This is a genomic window from Streptomyces sp. JH34, assembly GCF_029428875.1.
GTDB lineage: Bacteria > Actinomycetota > Actinomycetes > Streptomycetales > Streptomycetaceae > Streptomyces.
In genome coordinates this window covers 3,305,369-3,322,131 of record NZ_JAJSOO010000001.1, presented here as the reverse complement: position 1 = coordinate 3,322,131, position 16,763 = coordinate 3,305,369, and the positions used below count along the sequence as shown (strand labels likewise).

Genomic DNA, 16,763 nt, shown 5'->3' with positions numbered 1-16,763 from the left:
GCGCACAGCGTCGGTGCCCGGCCGGGGACGCGTGTCCGCGCCGGTGCCCTGCCACGGACAGGCGTCCGTGGCAGGGCACCGCCACATCCGACCAGGCTCAGCCGCCGCACTGGCACGGCGCGCCGGACTGGCAGCCGCAGCCGCAGCCCGAGCCGCAGCCGCAGGCTCCCAGCAGGGGCAGGTGCACCACTTCGGTCGGGGTCTCCTGCTGGGGTTCGGTCATGGGTGAATCGGCCATGGTCCCTCCTCAGGGCGTACGACTCGACGGCGTACAGCACATGCGTGGGCACACATGCCGACGACGGGGGCCGCGGGCATGCCGCACCGCCCCCGCACCCATTGCATGCCCAGCCCGGAGGGCGCATCAACGGCGCACCGGCGCCGGAACTGAGGTGTGGCCGTGGTGACGACTGCGCCCCTCGCGCCCCTCCCTCGTCGCCGTCGCCTTGATCAGGTCCCCGTCGCTGGTGCCGCCGGCCTTTCTTCAGGCCCTTGGGCAGGCCGCTGTTCAGGCCGCTGTTCAGGCCCCGTCCACCGGCGCCGCCGCCTGGATCTCGTCCGCGTGCTCACCCGTGACCAGGTAGACGACGCGCTTGGCGACCGACACGGCGTGGTCGGCGAAGCGCTCGTAGTAGCGGCCGAGCAGGGTGACGTCGACGGCGGTCTCGATGCCGTGCTTCCAGCGGTCGTCCATCAGGTGCTGGAACAGCGTCCGGTGCAGCAGGTCCATCTCGTCGTCGTCCTGCTCCAGCTGGAGCGCCAGGTCGACGTCCTTCGTGATGATCACCTCGGCGGCCTTCGCCATGAGCCGCTGGGCGAGCTGTCCCATCTCCAGGATGGTCGCGTGCAGGTCGTGCGGCACCGCCGACTCGGGGAAGCGCAGCCGTGCCAGCTTGGCCACGTGCTGGGCGAGGTCGCCCGAGCGCTCCAGGTCGGCGCTCATCCGCAGCGAGGTGACCACGATCCGCAGATCGGTGGCGACCGGCTGCTGGCGTGCCAGCAGCGCGATGGCGCGGGCCTCCAGGTCGTGCTGCAGGTCGTCGACCTTCTGGTCCGCGGCGATCACGCTCTCGGCGAGCTTGAGATCGGCGTCGAGCATGGACGTCGTGGCCCGTCCGATCGCCGAGCCGACGAGCCGGGCCATCTCGACCAGGCCCTCGCCGATCGAATCGAGTTCCTCGTGATAAGCGTCGCGCATGGAAGTCCCTCTCCAGATCCTTGCTGAGGCCGGGGTCTCGACCCCCACGCTGCCACGGTGCGGGGCCAACGCGTCGGGATCCGTCCCCCGAAGTGAACCGTCACTATCCCCTTGGTGAACTCTGGGCGACGAGTGTTCGAGATGGCACCCGGATGGCTGGGAGAGTGTCGGCGCACCCGCATAACCTTGAAGCATGGACGTGAACGCGGCGGTCGCCGCAGCTGCCGCGATCGCCGGGCTCTGCACCGGTGTGATCGCCATGCTGGCGTTCCGCTGGAGCGAACGCGAGCAGAAGCGCCCGACGCGTACATCGCTGCGCCCCGACAGCAACGCCGCGCTCCCCCCGGGGGTGGACACGGTCCTCTCCGTGCTCAGCTCGTCCGCCGTCGTGCTCGACGAGAGCGACAGCGTCGTCAAGGCCAGCTCCGCCGCCTATGCGCTGGGCCTGGTCAGGGGCGGGCGTCTGGCGGTCGAGCCGATGCTGCACATGGCCAGGGACACCCGGCGCGACGGTGAGATACGACAGGTCGAGCTGGACCTCCCGCGTCGCGGTACGGGCCGGGGCGAGGCCCTGGCCGTCTCGGCGCGGGTCGCCCCGCTGGGCTCGCGCCTGGTCCTGCTGCTGGTCGAGGACCTCACGGAGGCCCGTCGCATAGAGGCGGTGCGGCGCGACTTCGTCGCCAACGTCAGTCATGAGCTCAAGACCCCGGTCGGCGCGCTCTCCCTGCTCTCCGAGGCCGTCATGGACGCTTCCGACGACCCGGAGGCGGTGGAGCGGTTCGCCGGCCGCATGCAGATCGAGGCGACCCGGCTGACCAATCTCGTGCAGGAGCTCATCGACCTCTCCCGGGTGCAGAACGACGATCCGCTCGAGGACGCCGAGCCCGTACGGGTGGAGGAGCTGGTCGACGAGGCCGTCGACCGGTGCCGTCAGCAGGCCGGTTCGAAGCAGATCACCATGGCCTCGGGCGGTACCGCGGACCTCTTCGTCTGGGGAAACCGGAGCCAGCTCGCGGCCGCCCTCGGCAATCTCGTGGAGAATGCCGTCAACTACAGCCCCGCCCGCACCCGTGTCGGCATCGCCGTGCGGAAGATGGCCGCACCGGGCGGGGATCTGATCGAGATAGCCGTGACCGACCAGGGCTTCGGCATCTCCGAGAAGGACCGCGAACGCGTCTTCGAGCGGTTCTACCGCGTCGACCCGGCCCGCTCACGGGCCACCGGTGGCACCGGTCTCGGCCTCGCCATCGTCAAGCACGTGGCCGCCTCGCACGGCGGGGAGGTCACCGTATGGAGCTCTGAGGGACAGGGCTCCACGTTCACCCTGCGGCTGCCCGAGTCGGGCGTCGTTCGGGGCCGTACCACCGGCGGATCCCTGGTCGTCAACGACGCTGTTGACGGCGACGGGCCGTACGAGACCGATTCTCTTGAACCATTCCCCGCCCCGGAGGCTCTTCCGTGACCCGAGTGCTTGTCGTCGAGGATGAGGAATCCTTCAGCGACGCCCTGTCCTACATGCTCCGCAAGGAAGGCTTCGAGGTGGCCATCGCGGCCACCGGCCCGGACGGCCTCGACGAGTTCGAGCGCAACGGCGCCGACCTCGTGCTGCTCGACCTGATGCTGCCGGGCCTGCCCGGTACGGAGGTCTGCCGACAGCTGCGTGTCCGGTCAAACGTCCCGGTGATCATGGTCACCGCGAAGGACAGCGAGATCGACAAGGTCGTCGGCCTGGAAATAGGAGCCGACGACTACGTGACCAAGCCCTTCTCCTCGCGGGAGCTGGTGGCCCGCATCCGAGCGGTCCTGCGTCGCCGCGGCGAGCCGGAGGAGGTCACCCCGGCCGCCCTGGAGGCCGGCCCGGTCCGGATGGACGTGGACCGCCACGTCGTCACCGTCTCCGGTGGCAAGGTCGACCTTCCGCTGAAGGAGTTCGACCTTCTCGAGATGCTCCTGCGCAACGCCGGTCGCGTGCTGACGCGCATGCAGCTGATCGACCGGGTCTGGGGCGCCGACTACGTAGGCGACACCAAGACCCTGGACGTCCACGTCAAGCGGCTGCGCGCCAAGATCGAGCCCGATCCCGGGGCGCCGCGCTACCTGGTCACGGTGCGCGGTCTGGGCTACAAGTTCGAGCCGTAGACCGCGGGCCGCGGGCTACGTGGGGGGTGTCTCCGCCGGAGACGCCCCCCACGCGCGCGACGCACACGATCAGTGGTCGGCGGCGGCTTCGCCCGTCTCCGTGGCCGAGGGGCTCTCGGAACCCTCACCCGGCGACTCGGAGCCCTCGTCGGAGGTCTCCGAGGCCGAGCCCGCCGCGGAGCCCGACGCGGACTCGGAGGGCTTGGCCGTGGGCTTGGCCGACGGCAGCGCGCTCGGCCCGAAGCCCTCGAAGAAGCTGGTCGCCGGGACGATGGCGGCGCCGAGCTCGATCTCGCCCGTCTCGCTGAACGTGAAGGCGACAGCCTGCACATTGCCGTTGGCGCCTGCCTTGCGGCCGTCCTCGATCACGGCCGAGGCGTTGTTCTTCCCGCCGATGACGACCCGACCGCCGGCCGGGACCACGAGCGGTCCCTTGCCCTTGGCGGCCTGCAGCTTCACGGTGGTCCCGGTTCCGGGGAGGGCGATCTTCTCGACGACCTCCTGCTTCGTGCCGTCGTTGAAGAGCGTGGCGGCGACGACCGCCGGGCCCTCGGCGTCAGCCTCGGGCTGGGTGATGATGTTCAGGTTCTGGATCTTGATGTTGTCGACAGCGGTGGCTGCGTTGTCCGGCCTGACCTGAAGCGTCTGCGCGTCGTTGCCGGCACTGCACGCGGACAGTGCGGCGATCGAGAACACGAGGGCAGTGGCGGCGAGGGCGCCGTGTCGAAGGCTGCGGCTCACGGCGGCGGCAACTCCTTGAACGTTCGGACTGCGGACTTCGGACTCTGCGGACAGGAAGGCCCGAGCGGCCGTAAAGCCGCCCTAAGTGTGTGTCAGCGGGCTCAGGTTACCGAGCCGTCGTCCCGGGCCCGCACCCGACCCGCCCCTGAGGCCGTCCGAGCTGTGGACCGGCACCCTCCGCCCGCGGCCCGGACATCCCGTCGCGGCGGTCCGGTCGACAGCGAGGATTCGCACGGCGTTCACAAATCGAGGCTGATCGGTGCGTTGATCAGCCGATGATCGATTTCCGGACCGCGGCGCATTTCTCGCACCTATTTCCACCCCGACCCAGGTCGTTGATCAATTTCATGGGCCATCGACGCTAAGGGCCGTACGAGTGATCGACGTCCGAACGGAGTACGGAAAGTTCACCATCCGGAAACCGGCAAAACGGGACGTTCGGCCCCTTCTGGAGGTCTTCCGGCATGTGTGACGCGCGTGTTTCAGGTCGGCCGCACGCCCGCTCCGACCTGCGAATATCGCCTTCCGGAAGGCTCCCGCAGCACGTTCGTGTTGCAGTTGTCAAGCCCCGAGATATGCCCTGACCTGCGAAAACGCCATTCAGGAGATGCTGTTCTCGTGTTACTCTGGATAGCCACGGAAGGGGTACCTGTCACATGACGTTCAAGGTTGGCGACACCGTGGTCTATCCCCATCACGGGGCCGCGCTGATCGAGGCTATCGAAACTCGCCAGATCAAAGGCGTGGACAAGACCTACTTGGTGCTCAAGGTCGCCCAGGGCGACTTGACGGTTCGCGTACCGGCAGACAATGCGGAGTTCGTCGGTGTGCGTGACGTAGTCGGGCAGGAAGGCCTGGACCGGGTCTTCGAGGTGCTGCGCGCACCGTATGCCGAGGAGCCGACGAACTGGTCCCGGCGCTACAAGGCAAATCTTGAGAAGCTCGCCTCCGGCGACGTCATCAAGGTCGCCGAAGTGGTCCGCGACCTGTGGCGTCGCGAGCGCGAGCGTGGCCTCTCCGCAGGTGAGAAGCGCATGCTTGCCAAGGCCCGCCAGATCCTGGTGAGCGAGCTCGCTCTCGCGGAGAACACGAACGAGGACAAGGCCGAGGCCCTGCTTGACGAGGTCCTCGCGTCCTGAACCGGACGACACCGGTGACCGGATGACGCCGGCGAACCGAATCCGGTCGTAGATGATGTGCCGCGGTGCCCGCTGACCAGCCGTCTGTACGGTGAGTCGTCGGGCGCTGCGGCATGTTCGGATCCGAACGGAAGATCCACGCGGACGTGTCCGGTGGATCCCTTCGCTACCGGATCCACCCGGAGTGTCGTCCGGTACGCCCCTCGTCCCCTCAGCCACATCCACCGAGCCCCGCTGCGGCCCGGCCGACCAGGGTTCACGGAAGGGGCCCGGTCAGGTCGAGCTGTCGCGCATGGCTCATCCCCCGGCCTGTGGTCGGGGTACGCCCAGGCCATACCCATGTCGGCGGTGGAAACAAACCTGCCGAAGCTTCGGAGTGCAACCGATGTCATCGATGTCACCGACGCCTGCTGAACCGAGCCCCTCGCGCACCGCCGCGGTGATCCCTGCTGCGGGTCGCGGCGTCCGACTGGGCCCCGGTACCCCGAAGGCGCTGCGCGCGCTCAGCGGTACGCCCATGCTGATCCACGCCGTGCGCGCCATGGCGGCCTCCCGGGCCGTCACCCTCGTGGTCCTGGTCGCGCCCCCGGACGGTGCGGCCGAGGTCAAGAACCTGATCGACGGTCACGCCCTGCCCGAGCGCACCGACTACGTCGTCGTGCCCGGCGGAGCGACGCGGCAGGAGTCCGTGAAGCTCGGCCTCGACGCCCTGCCGGACGACGTCTCCGTCGTCCTCGTCCATGACGCGGCCCGGCCCCTCGTGCCGGTCGACACCGTGGACGCCGTCATCGAGGCCGTACGGGACGGGGCTCCGGCCGTCGTCCCCGCGCTTCCCCTCGCCGACACCGTCAAGGAGGTCGAGCCGGGGGAGCCGGGCGCACCCGAGCCGGTCCTCTCGACCCCCGTACGAGCACGGCTGCGGGCCGTTCAGACGCCCCAGGGCTTCGACCGGGACACTCTCGTCCGGGCGCACGAGAGTGTGGCCGTCGACGGTGAGGGCGCGACCGATGACGCGGGCATGGTCGAGCGCCTGGGCTCGCCGGTCGTCGTCGTGCCCGGCCACGAGGAAGCGTTCAAGGTGACCCGGCCCCTGGACCTGGTCCTGGCGGAGGCCGTTCTCGCGCGCCGGAGGGCGAACGATGGATTCTGAGACAGCGGAGCAGCAGCGGCCGGCCCCCGTGATCCCGCTCGTGGGCATCGGGACGGACATCCACGCCTTCGAGGAGGGCCGCGAACTCTGGTGCGCCGGGCTGCTGTGGGAGGGCGAGGGCCCCGGCCTCGCCGGGCACTCCGATGCCGACGTCGTGGCCCACGCGGCCTGCAACGCCCTGTTCTCCGCCGCCGGTCTCGGTGACCTGGGTCAGCACTTCGGCACCGGCCGCCCGGAGTGGTCGGGCGCGTCCGGCGTCACCCTGCTCACGGAGGCCGCCCGGATCGTGCGCGCCGAGGGCTTCGGGATCGGCAACGTCGCCGTGCAGGTCGTCGGTCTCCGGCCGAAGATCGGCAGGCGGCGCGGGGAGGCCCAGAAGGTGCTGTCGGACGCGGTCGGCGCACCCGTCTCGCTCTCCGCCGCCACCTCGGACGGCCTCGGCTTCACCGGCCGGGGCGAGGGCATCGCGGGCATCGCGACGGCCCTGGTCTACCGCGCCGAGGGCTGACGCGGGGGAGGCGGGGCCGGGATGTGGCGGTGCGCACCGCTCCGTGAGGCCCCGCCCCCTTATTGCACATTGCTTGCACGTACGCTGATGCGGCAGGTGATGTGCCGTAGGGGCCGAGAGCGAGGGTGAACGTCAGTGGTGAGCGCGACCGCCGGGGCGACGAGGATGCCGGACGCGCGGGCCGGTGCGGACGGCTACGTCCTGCGGACCGCCACCGCGCAGGACGTCGGTGGTGCGCGGGCCGTCATGCTGGACACCGTCTACCACGACCTGCGCTCGGGCTACGTGCCCCGCTGGCACGCCGACATCATCGACCTCGAGGGTGCCTATCTGCGCCCCGCACGCTGCACGCTCATGGTCGTCGTGCGCGACGGCGAGGTCGTGGCGACGGGCGCGGTACGGGACCGGGGCCCTCAGGCGCCGCCCAACCCGCAGTGGGTCGCCGACCGCTTCCCCTCCGGTTCGACGGCCCAGCTCTGCCGGATCTACGTACGCCCCGGACACCGCAGGCACGGCCTGGCCCGCATGCTCGTGCGCGAGCTCGGGGACTTCGCCGCGCGGGCCGGTGGCTACACCTCGCTCTATCTGCACACCGATCCGGCCGTGCCGGGCGCCGAACCGTTCTGGCGGTCGCTCGCCCTTGAGGTCTGCGACGAGCGCGCCCTGCCGGACGGAGGTCAGGGCATCATCCACTTCGAGCTGCCGATGCCTGTGCGCACAGGGCTGATCACATCAAATATCGGATGATAATCGTTTTCATATAGGGTCTCCGTCATGCCTACGTCCCGCCGCTTCCCGCTGCCGGTGGCCGCCGCCACCGCCGCCCTGCTCCTCCCGCTCGCCGCATGTTCGTCGAGCGGCTCCGGAGCGTCCGGCGACGCGCAGCGGCTCCGGGTCGTCATGGCCTTCCCTCCCGCGCAGGCCATGTCCCCCTACGGGGACGACGCGGTCACCCTCAGCCGCCTCGCCGTCATCGAGGGCCTCACCACCCTCGACAGGAACGGCACCGCCGAGCCCGCCCTCGCCACGTCCTGGAAGCGGGACAACCCCACCACCTGGACGTTCACCCTCCGCGACGCCGTCTTCCAGGACGGCGCGAGGGTCGACGCGGACGCCGTCGTCCGCTCCCTCACCGCCGCCGGCAAGGCGTCCCCGCTGCCCCGCGTACTGTCCGACACCCCCCTGACGGCCACCGCCACCGGCCCGGACACCGTACGGATCGTCACGAAGGGCGAGGACCCCCTGCTCCCGCAGCGGCTCGCCAACCCGTCCCTCACGATCCTGTCCGCCGGCGCCTACGAGAACGGCAAGGTGAACCCCGCCGGGCACGCCACAGGACCGTTCACCCTGGCCGGCGTCAAGGGGGCAGTCTCCGCCACCCTCGAGCGCAACGACGACTACTGGGGCGACAAGGCGAAGGCCCCCGGCATCGACGTCACCTTCGCCGCGGACGGCACGGCCCGCGCCAACGCGCTGCGCACGAAGGCCGTCGACGTCGCCGAGTACGTGCCGATCGCACAGGCGTCCCTGCTCGGTGACTCCTACGTCCACGAATTCCCGTCCGCCCGGACCAACGGCCTCTCGCTCAACACCGGCAACGGGGTCTTCGCCGACCCGGCGATGCGCGCCGCCGCCCGCGAGGCCATCGACTCCAAGGCCCTGGTCGACGGGGTGTACGAAGGTCGGGCGGACACCGCGCAGGGGCTCCTCGGGCCCGGCATTCCGTGGGCCGCCGGGAAGCGCACGCCGCCCACCGGACGCACCCCCGCCGCGAGCCGCGAGGAGGTGACGAAGACGAAGGAGATCGTCCTCGCCACCTACACCAACCGGCCCGAGCTCCCCGAGGTCGCGACGCTCGTCCAGCAGCAGCTCGAGAAGCGCGGCTTCACGGTCGAGCAGGTGGTCCGCGACTACGCGCAGATGGAGGCCGACGCGCTCGCCGGGAAGTACGACGCGTTCATCCAGGCCCGCAACACCCTGCTGGACACGGCCGACCCCGTCTCCTACCTCGCCTCCGACTTCACCTGCGACGGCAGCTTCAACATCTCCCAGCTGTGCGACAGGAACGTCGACGCGGCCGTGGACAAGGCCGCCTCGCTGACCGCCGCCGACGCCCGCCAGGGCGCCGGGATGACAGCCGAAGCCGCGGTACTCGGCGCGGACGCCCTCGTGCCCCTCGTCCACGAGCGCTTCGTCCAGGGCTACGACGACTCCCGGGTCGAAGGCGTCGCCCTCGACCCGATGGAACGCACCCTGATCACCGCCGACACCCACCTCGGGTGACCGGATGAAGTACCTGGCCGGACGGCTCGGCGCGCTCCTGGCCGTCGTCGCCGTCATCGGCCTGCTGCCCAGGCTGACCCGCACCGATCCGGCGCTGACCATCCTGCACGCCCGCTACGCCGACCGTCCGCCCACACCGGCCGTGCTCGACGCGATCCGCGCCGGGACCGGACTCGACGGCGGTCCGCTGCACGTCCTCGGCGCCTGGGCGGCCGGACTGCCGCGCGGCGACCTGGGGGAGTCCTGGGTCTCCGGGCAGCCGGTCGGCCCCGACGCGACGTCCGCGCTCGGCGTCTCCCTCACCCTCATGGGCGCCTCGCTCGCCGTCGCGGTCCTCCTGGCGCTCGCCCTCGCCGCCGGAACGCTCCGGCGCGGCGCCCACCGCCGGCTCGTCACCGCCCGGGCGGGCGTCGGGGCCGCCGTGCTCGCCGCCCTCCCGGAATTCCTCCTCGCAGCCGTACTGGCCGCAGTCCTCGCCGTGCAACTGGGCTGGTTCCCCGCACTCGGCTGGGGCGGCGCCGACCAGCTCGTCCTGCCCGCCCTCGCCATGGGCGTCCCCGCCGGCGCGCTGCTCGGGCGGCTCCTGGACGACGCGCTGCCCGCCGTGTTCGCGGAGCCCTGGGCCCGCGCCGCCACCGCCCACGGCATACCCGCCCGCAGGATCGCCGCCCACGCCCTGCGCCGCGCCCTGCCCGCCCTGCTGCCCCAGACCGGCCTCGTCGTCGTCGGGCTCACCGGCGGCGCCGTCGCCGTCGAGACGCTCTACGCCATACCCGGCCTCGGAGGTACCGCCCTCGCCGCCGCCCTGGCCCAGGACCTGCCCGTCCTCCAGGCCTGCGTGCTGCTCCTGCTCCTCCTGGGCGTCGCCGCGGGACTCGCGGCCCGGCTCGCCTCCAAGGCCCTGCTCGGCCCCGCACGGGCCGACGGCGCCCTGCCCCCGCTCGTCACGCCGAAGCTCCCCGCGCGCCGCACCGTGACCGTCGGGGCGGTCGGGCTCGGCGCGCTCCTCGTCGCCGTCGTCCTCACCGGCCTGCTGCGCGACCCCCTGTACGCCGACGCCGCCGCCCGCCTCGCCCCACCCTCGGCGGTACACCCGCTGGGCACCGACTCCCTGGGCCGCGACGTGCTCGCCCGCCTCGGCCACGGCGCGGCCAGGACCGTGCTCACCGCCGTCGCCGTCGGCGCCGTCACCCTCCTCCTGGGCCTGCTCGCCGGAGCAGCCCGCGCCGGAGCCCTCACCGAGACCGCCAACGCCCTGCCCGCGGTCCTGGCCGGCCTCGTCGTCGCGGGGATCGCCGGTCCCGGAGCCTGGGGCGCGGCCGTCGCCGTCGCCGCCGTCGCGTGGGCCCCGCTCGCCGCCCACACCTCCGCGCTGTTCGCCCAGGAGCGCGCCGCCCCGCACATCACCGTGGCCCTCGCCCTCGGCGCCGGACCGTGGCACCGGCTGCGCCGCCACATCCTGCCGGGGGTCCTGCCCCCGGTCGTACGCCATGCCGTCCTGCGGGTCCCCGCCATCGCCCTGGCGCTCGCCTCCCTCGGCTTCCTCGGCCTCGGGACGCCCGCCCCGGCACCGGAGTGGGGGCGCATGCTCTCGGAGAACATGCCCTACGCCGAACGCGCCCCCTGGGCCGTCCTGGCCCCCGCCGCCGCGCTCGCCGCCCTCGGCGCGCTCGCCGTGCTGACATCGGCAGCCGTACGCGGCCGGGGTCGCCGATGACGACGGACGCGCCGGACACCACGGGCACCACAAGCACCACGGGCACCTCGGGCACCTTGGGCACCACGGGCACGGGCACCGGCGCCGGCGTGGAGCTCAGGCCCTACCTCCGGCTCCTGACCGCCACCCAGTTCGCCTTCAACACCGGCTTCTACGCCGTCCTGCCCTACCTCGCCACGCACCTCGGCGACGGGCTCGGCATGGCGGGATGGCTCGTGGGACTCGTGCTCGGGCTGCGCACCTTCAGCCAGCAGGGCCTCTTCGTCGTCGGCGGAGCCCTCACCGACCGCTACGGCCCGCGGCCCGTCGTCCTCACCGGCTGCGTCCTGCGCATCGCCGGCTTCTGCTGGCTCGCCCAGGCCGGCACCACCGCGGGCGTCATCGGCGCCGTCCTGCTCATCGGCTTCGCCGCCGCCCTCTTCTCACCCGCCGTCGAGTCCGAGACCGCCCGGGCCGCCGTCGCCCACGAGACCGAGACCGGCACACCGCGCGCCCAGGTGCTGGCCGTGTTCTCCGCCGCCGGCCAGGCCGGAGCGTTCCTCGGCCCCCTTATAGGCAGCCTGCTGCTCCTCCTGGGCGGCGGCTTCCGGACCGCGTGCCTGGCCGGGGCGCTGGTATTCGTCGGCGTACTCGCCGGACACGCCCGCCTCATGCCCCGCCGGCCGCGCCGCGTCCGGCCCGCCCGAACGCGGACCGCCCTGCCCCGACAGGTCTTCGCCAACCGGCCGTTCCTCGTCCTGTGCCTCGTGTACAGCAGCTACCTCGTCTCCTACAACCAGCTCTACCTCGCCCTGCCGGCCGAGGTGGAGCGGGCCACCGGAACCCAGAGCGCGCTCGGCGGGCTCTTCGCCCTCTCCTCCCTGCTCGTCGTCGTCGCACAGCTGCCACTGACCCGATGGTCCGCCCGCCGGGTCGCGCCCCGCACCGCCCTCGTCGCCGGGCTCGCCGTCGTCGCCGCCGGATTCGCGGCCGTGCCCCTCGCACCCGACGGACCCGCCGGGCTGCTCCCCGGCGCCGCGCTCGTCGTCCTGCTCACGCTCGGTCAGATGCTGCTGGTCCCCGCCGCCCGCGGGCTCGTGCCGGACCTCGTCGACGACGACCGGCTCGGTCTCGCCACGGGAGCCCTGTCCTCCGTGTCGGGCCTCGCCGTCCTGGTGGGCAGCGCCGCCACCGGAACACTCCTCGACACACCCGGACCCGTCCTGTGGGGAGTGCTCGCCGCGGTCCCCCTGGCGGGCGCGGCACTCGCCCTGACCCTGTCCGCGGGACGACGGGCGCCGCAGCCCGGGACCACCGTCTCCGATCAGTTGTGACACGTTTTCCACAGGGGGCGCTGGGCACTGGTGCGGGCCCACTACCCTTGAGGCGTGACTATTCGCCTGCATGACACCAACGCCCGGCAGATCCGTGACTTCGCCCCGCTCACCGCGGGCTGTGTCTCGATCTACCTCTGTGGCGCGACTGTCCAGGCCGCCCCGCACATCGGGCACATCAGGTCCGGACTGAACTTCGACATCATGCGCCGCTGGTTCGAATACCGCGGCTACGACGTGACGTTCATCCGGAATGTCACCGACATCGACGACAAGATCATCAAGAAGTCGGCCGAGCAGAACCGCCCCTGGTGGTCCATCGGCTACGACAACGAGCGCGCCTTCAACGACGGCTACGACGCCCTGGGCTGCCTCCCGCCCACGTACGAACCGCGCGCCACCGGCCACATCACCGAGATGGTCGAGATGATGCGCGGCCTCATCGAGCGCGGCCACGCCTACGAGGCCGACGGCAACGTCTACTTCGACGTCCGCTCGTACGAGGGGTATCTGGAGCTCTCCAACCAGGACCTCGACGACCTGCGCCAGCCGTCCGGCGACAACGAGACCGGCAAGCGGGACAAGCGCGACTTCGCCATGTGGAAGGCCGCCAAGCCGGGCGAGCCCAGCTGGGAGACCCCGTGGGGCCGCGGCCGCCCCGGCTGGCACCTGGAGTGCTCCGCGATGGCCCACAAGTACCTCGGCACCGCCTTCGACATCCACGGCGGCGGCATCGACCTGATCTTCCCGCACCACGAGAACGAGATCGCCCAGGCCAAGGCCTTCGGCGACGACTTCGCGAAGTACTGGGTGCACAACGGCTGGGTCACGCTGTCCGGCGAGAAGATGTCGAAGTCCCTGGGCAACTCCGTCCTGGTCACCGACATGGTCAAGCAGTGGCGCCCGATCGTCCTCCGCTACTACCTCGGCACCCCGCACTACCGCTCGATGATCGAGTACAGCGAGGAGGCCCTGCGCGAGGCCGAATCCGCGTTCGCGCGTATCGAGGGCTTCGTCCAGCGCGTGGTGGAGAAGGCCGGCGGGCCGGTCGAGGCCGCCTCCGAGGTCCCGCCCGCGTTCGCCGAGGCCATGGACGACGACCTCGGTGTCCCGCAGGCACTCGCGATCATCCACACCACCGTCCGGCAGGGCAATTCCGCCCTCGCCGCCGACGACAAGGAAGCGGCCGTCGCCCGCCTCGCCGAGGTGCGCGCGATGCTCGGCGTCCTCGGACTCGACCCCCTCGACCCCCACTGGGCGGGCGAGAGCGACCGGGGTGAGGACCTGCACGGCGTCGTCGACACCCTCGTACGACTCGTCCTCGACCAGCGCCAGTCCGCCCGTGAACGCAAGGACTGGCCCGCCGCAGACGCGATCCGGGACCAGCTCAACCAGTCCGGCCTCGTCATCGAGGACAGCCCCACCGGACCCCGCTGGACGCTCGGACCCCGCTGAGCGGGCCTTCGCACCATGCGTGAGCAGCGCAAATGTGCCGCCCGGCCATCCGGGCGGCACACTTTCACTTGACGACGTTTTTCTGAAGCAACGAAACAGGTAGGTCATGGCCGGGAACAGCCAGCGCAGGAACCGCCGCACGTCCAACAAGAAGGGCATGCAGGTCGGCAGCGGCGGTAACCGACGCCGTGCTCTCGAAGGCAAGGGACCGACGCCGCCCGCCTCCGCCCGCAAGGGACACAAGAAGAACAGGGTGGCGAACGCCCAGGCCAAGCAGGCCGCGGCACGCCGCCCCGCCCCGCGCCGCGGTGGCGTCAAGGGCACGTCGGAGATGGTCGTCGGCCGCAACCCGGTCTTCGAGGCGCTGCGCGACGGCGTCCCCGCGACCACCCTCTACGTCCAGCAGTACATCGACAACGACGAGCGGGTCCGCGAGGCCCTCCAGCTCGCCGGTGAGCGCGGCAACATCAACCTCATGGAGGCCCCGCGCCCCGAGCTCGACCGGATGACGAACGGCCTGAACCACCAGGGCCTCGTCCTCCAGGTCCCGCCGTACGAGTACGCGCACCCGGAGGACCTCACCGCCGCCGCGTACGACAGCAACGAGGACCCGCTGATCGTCGCCCTCGACGGCGTCACCGACCCCCGCAACCTCGGCGCGATCGTCCGCTCCGTCTCCGCCTTCGGCGGCCACGGCGTCGTCGTCCCCGAGCGCCGGGCGGCCGGTATGACCGCCGGAGCGTGGAAGTCCTCGGCGGGCACGGCGGCCCGTACTCCCGTCTCGCGCGTCACCAACCTGACCCGCGCCCTCGAGGGCTACCAGAAGGCGGGCCTCACCGTCGTCGGCCTCGCGGCGGACGGCGAGCACACCGTCGAGGACCTCGAGGCGCTGGAGGGCCCCGTCGTCATCGTCATCGGCAGCGAGGGCAAGGGCCTGGGCCGCCTCGTCGGCGAGACCTGCGACTACCGGGTCCGGATCTCCATGCCGGGCGGTGCCGAATCCCTGAACGCCGGTGTCGCCGCCGGCATCGTCCTCTACGAAGTGGCACGCCGCCGGGCCGTGTGACATCCCGGGCCGTCGCCGGGCGTGACACCCCGGGCCGTCGCCGGGGCACGCTCCGGGTCCGCAAGGGCTCCCGAGGCAGACCGTCGACGCGCCCCGGCCTCCCCGGCGCGGGCGCGGAACGCCGTCGCGTCCGCCGGCCGCACGCCCCCGGACGCGGCCGGTGCCCGGGGCGTGCGGCCCGGGGGCAGAGACCTTGGGCCGGCCGGCACAGGGCGCCCCATCAGCGAGGAAGCCGTCCCGGTGGGCGCGCCGACCCCCTCTCCGCGTCCCCGGCGTACGCCGACGGGTGTGAAGGGGAGGACGGTTGACGGGTCCTGGACACTCTGGACGCGTCAAGGCAGTGTCCTAATCACACATCACTCGGTTAGATGAGTGTGGACACCAGAACGCCTCGGTTCGACGACCAACCCGCCCTGAGCATGACGAAGGTGGACAGCGACCCCGCGCAGGTCATCGTCAGCCACGCTAGCTTCCGGGTGCAGCTCGCCCCCGGCCAGCGCACCCGCCTTCGCCCCGGCGGCGCCGGACGGGCCAGGATTCCCGCCATGAGCGGTCCGGGCGGTCGCAGGCGGGCCCCCGTCGTCTGGAGCGGCAGGTCGGAGCCGGGCGACCCCGGAGCGACCGGACTCCTGCAGGCGGTACGGAACTCCACCGCCGGCCACCTCGACGCCCGCCCCGGCGACGCGGGCCACGACGACGCGGGCGGCGGCACACAGGTCATCCCGCGCCTCGACGAGACCCAGCCCAACCCCGTGGTCCCCGCGCCCCACCGGCACGGAGGCGGCCGCACCGGACCGCTGCTGCCCCCCATGCGGCGGGCCGTCGGTGCCTACGACGCCGTCGACACGCCGGCTCACGACGCGTACGACGTGACCTACGACGACGACCCCGGGACCGAGGGCCGGGACGGCACCTCCGAAGGCGACCGGCGCCAGGCCGGCGACACCGTCCGGCACGCCTACTACCCCGGCCGCCGGATGAACCTCGGCGTCGTCCTCCTCCCGCTGCGCGTCATCCTCGGCTTCCTCTCCATCTACACCGGCATGGGCAAGCTCTGCGACCCCGCCTACTTCGACGGCGGCGACCGCGGCTCGATGGTCAAGTGGCTGACCTCGCTGCACCCGTGGACAGCCGCCGAACCCCTGCGGGACCTCGCGCTCTCCCACCCCGTCGCAGCCGGTCTCTGCGTCGCCTTCCTCCAGGTCGTCGTCGGTGTCCTCACCGTCCTCGGGCTCTGGCAGCGGTTCGCCGCGGCCTTCGGCGTCCTGCTCTCGGCCGCCCTGCTGGTGACGGTCAGCTGGCGCGGCGCCGCGGCGTACGACACCCCCGACATCATCCTGCTCGCCGCCTGGAGCCCCCTCGTCATCGCGGGTGCCCCCGTCTACTCCCTCGACGGGCGCCTCTCCGGGGAGGCCTGGCGCACGCTCGGCCCCCGCTCCGCGATCTGGGACCTGCGGCGCCGGGTACTGCGTCGCGGCACCGCGGTCGCCACCGTGGTCGTCGGCCTGACCCTGCTCGTCGGCTCGATGCTCGGCGGGGCCGTCCGCTCCACGCAGGTCGTCACCGTGCCGGGCCCCGACAGCTACCCGACCAACCAGCTGCCCGGCTCCCCGCTCCCCGACAAGTCCGAGGGCAAGAAGCGCGAGCCCTCCAGTACCCCGGACAACCGGGCGCCGGAGACGTCGCCCTCCAGTGCGCCGGGCACCCCGTCGGCCGAGGAGTCCACCCCGGGCTCCGGGCCCGGGCGTGAGTCCGGCCCGACGGCAGGGGCGAGCACGGGACAGCCCAGCCAGACCCAGGGCACCGGCCAGGCACCCCCGCAGGAGCCCGCGCCGCAGGAGCCCCCGGCGGACGACGCGGGCCCCAGCTCGTCGGGTTCCGCCTCCTCGGGCGGATCGGACGGAGGGTCGGACGGCGGCTCCGACGGGGGGTCGGACGGGGGCTCGTCCGGCGGCGCCGGCCAGAACCCCATCGGCGGCCTCCTCGGCTGACCCCGCCACACACCGCGAGGGCGGTCACCGGACATCCGGTGACCGCCCTCGCGCACGTCCGGG

Annotated in this window: 15 protein-coding genes; 12 read left to right on the top strand and 3 right to left on the bottom strand. The window is 72.2% G+C overall.

The window, feature by feature from the left end; translation table 11 throughout:
• Window positions 1-97: 97 nt before the first annotated feature.
• Entirely contained in the window at window positions 98-238 is a 141-nt protein-coding gene (locus LWJ43_RS14650) for a hypothetical protein (protein WP_014154897.1), read from the bottom strand.
• 282 nt (window positions 239-520) lie between these two features.
• Window positions 521-1,198: a phosphate signaling complex protein PhoU gene (gene phoU, locus LWJ43_RS14645; protein WP_277332701.1), complete on the bottom strand. Its 678-nt coding sequence runs from the start codon at window positions 1,196-1,198 to the stop codon at window positions 521-523.
• 193 nt (window positions 1,199-1,391) lie between these two features.
• Between phoU and LWJ43_RS14640 the strand changes: the two genes are divergently transcribed.
• Window positions 1,392-2,660, top strand: coding sequence for a sensor histidine kinase (locus LWJ43_RS14640; RefSeq protein WP_277332700.1), 1,269 nt, complete (start codon window positions 1,392-1,394; stop codon window positions 2,658-2,660).
• Window positions 2,657-3,337 carry a response regulator transcription factor gene (locus LWJ43_RS14635; protein ID WP_014047499.1) on the top strand — a complete coding sequence of 227 codons (681 nt, stop codon included), beginning with the start codon at window positions 2,657-2,659 and terminating at the stop codon, window positions 3,335-3,337. The genes LWJ43_RS14640 and LWJ43_RS14635 overlap by 4 nt, the downstream gene beginning before the upstream one ends.
• Before the next feature lie 69 nt (window positions 3,338-3,406).
• Here LWJ43_RS14635 and LWJ43_RS14630 read toward each other — a convergent pair whose 3' ends face one another.
• Window positions 3,407-4,078, bottom strand: coding sequence for a DUF461 domain-containing protein (locus tag LWJ43_RS14630; RefSeq protein WP_277332699.1), 672 nt, complete (start codon window positions 4,076-4,078; stop codon window positions 3,407-3,409).
• 656 nt (window positions 4,079-4,734) lie between these two features.
• Here LWJ43_RS14630 and LWJ43_RS14625 point away from each other — a divergent pair.
• The 10 genes from LWJ43_RS14625 to LWJ43_RS14580 all read left to right on the top strand — a co-directional run bounded on the left by LWJ43_RS14625 (window position 4,735) and on the right by LWJ43_RS14580 (window position 16,700).
• Window positions 4,735-5,217 carry a CarD family transcriptional regulator gene (locus LWJ43_RS14625; protein WP_006380568.1) on the top strand — a complete coding sequence of 161 codons (483 nt, stop codon included), beginning with the start codon at window positions 4,735-4,737 and terminating at the stop codon, window positions 5,215-5,217.
• A 385-nt stretch (window positions 5,218-5,602) separates the two neighbouring features.
• A complete protein-coding gene (gene ispD / locus LWJ43_RS14620; protein WP_277332698.1) occupies window positions 5,603-6,367 on the top strand; it encodes a 2-C-methyl-D-erythritol 4-phosphate cytidylyltransferase in 765 nt (254 codons plus the stop codon).
• Window positions 6,357-6,875, top strand: coding sequence for a 2-C-methyl-D-erythritol 2,4-cyclodiphosphate synthase (gene ispF, locus LWJ43_RS14615; protein ID WP_277332697.1), 519 nt, complete (start codon window positions 6,357-6,359; stop codon window positions 6,873-6,875). Before ispD ends, ispF begins: the two co-directional genes overlap by 11 nt.
• Window positions 6,876-7,040: 165 nt before the next feature.
• Entirely contained in the window at window positions 7,041-7,622 is a 582-nt protein-coding gene (locus tag LWJ43_RS14610; protein WP_277335888.1) for a GNAT family N-acetyltransferase, read from the top strand.
• Between the two features lie 27 nt (window positions 7,623-7,649).
• Complete coding sequence (locus tag LWJ43_RS14605) at window positions 7,650-9,158, top strand: ABC transporter substrate-binding protein (protein ID WP_277332696.1); 1,509 nt, start codon at window positions 7,650-7,652, stop codon at window positions 9,156-9,158.
• A gap of 4 nt (window positions 9,159-9,162) precedes the next feature.
• Window positions 9,163-10,875 (top strand): ABC transporter permease subunit, encoded by a 1,713-nt coding sequence (locus LWJ43_RS14600; RefSeq protein ID WP_277332695.1) that lies wholly within the window; start codon window positions 9,163-9,165, stop codon window positions 10,873-10,875.
• Window positions 10,872-12,188 (top strand): MFS transporter, encoded by a 1,317-nt coding sequence (locus LWJ43_RS14595; RefSeq protein ID WP_277332694.1) that lies wholly within the window; start codon window positions 10,872-10,874, stop codon window positions 12,186-12,188. Before LWJ43_RS14600 ends, LWJ43_RS14595 begins: the two co-directional genes overlap by 4 nt.
• Before the next feature lie 54 nt (window positions 12,189-12,242).
• Window positions 12,243-13,643 (top strand): cysteine--tRNA ligase, encoded by a 1,401-nt coding sequence (gene cysS, locus LWJ43_RS14590; RefSeq protein WP_277332693.1) that lies wholly within the window; start codon window positions 12,243-12,245, stop codon window positions 13,641-13,643.
• Window positions 13,644-13,749: 106 nt separating this feature from the next.
• Window positions 13,750-14,709 (top strand): 23S rRNA (guanosine(2251)-2'-O)-methyltransferase RlmB, encoded by a 960-nt coding sequence (rlmB, locus tag LWJ43_RS14585; RefSeq protein WP_277332692.1) that lies wholly within the window; start codon window positions 13,750-13,752, stop codon window positions 14,707-14,709.
• Between the two features lie 368 nt (window positions 14,710-15,077).
• Window positions 15,078-16,700, top strand: coding sequence for a DoxX family membrane protein (locus tag LWJ43_RS14580; protein WP_277332691.1), 1,623 nt, complete (start codon window positions 15,078-15,080; stop codon window positions 16,698-16,700).
• The last annotated feature ends 63 nt before the right edge of the window (window positions 16,701-16,763 follow it).

Excerpts from the sequence above, each read along its gene's own strand:
- LWJ43_RS14650 (WP_014154897.1), bottom strand. The coding sequence starts at position 238 with ATGGCCGATTCACCCATGACCGAACCCCAGCAGGAGACCCCGACCGAA.
- phoU (WP_277332701.1), bottom strand. The coding sequence starts at position 1,198 with ATGCGCGACGCTTATCACGAGGAACTCGATTCGATCGGCGAGGGCCTG.
- LWJ43_RS14640 (WP_277332700.1), top strand. The coding sequence starts at position 1,392 with ATGGACGTGAACGCGGCGGTCGCCGCAGCTGCCGCGATCGCCGGGCTC.
- LWJ43_RS14625 (WP_006380568.1), top strand. The coding sequence starts at position 4,735 with ATGACGTTCAAGGTTGGCGACACCGTGGTCTATCCCCATCACGGGGCC.
- ispD (WP_277332698.1), top strand. The coding sequence starts at position 5,603 with ATGTCATCGATGTCACCGACGCCTGCTGAACCGAGCCCCTCGCGCACC.
- ispF (WP_277332697.1), top strand. The coding sequence starts at position 6,357 with ATGGATTCTGAGACAGCGGAGCAGCAGCGGCCGGCCCCCGTGATCCCG.
- LWJ43_RS14610 (WP_277335888.1), top strand. The coding sequence starts at position 7,041 with ATGCCGGACGCGCGGGCCGGTGCGGACGGCTACGTCCTGCGGACCGCC.
- LWJ43_RS14605 (WP_277332696.1), top strand. The coding sequence starts at position 7,650 with ATGCCTACGTCCCGCCGCTTCCCGCTGCCGGTGGCCGCCGCCACCGCC.
- LWJ43_RS14600 (WP_277332695.1), top strand. The coding sequence starts at position 9,163 with ATGAAGTACCTGGCCGGACGGCTCGGCGCGCTCCTGGCCGTCGTCGCC.
- LWJ43_RS14595 (WP_277332694.1), top strand. The coding sequence starts at position 10,872 with ATGACGACGGACGCGCCGGACACCACGGGCACCACAAGCACCACGGGC.
- rlmB (WP_277332692.1), top strand. The coding sequence starts at position 13,750 with ATGGCCGGGAACAGCCAGCGCAGGAACCGCCGCACGTCCAACAAGAAG.
- LWJ43_RS14580 (WP_277332691.1), top strand. The coding sequence starts at position 15,078 with ATGAGTGTGGACACCAGAACGCCTCGGTTCGACGACCAACCCGCCCTG.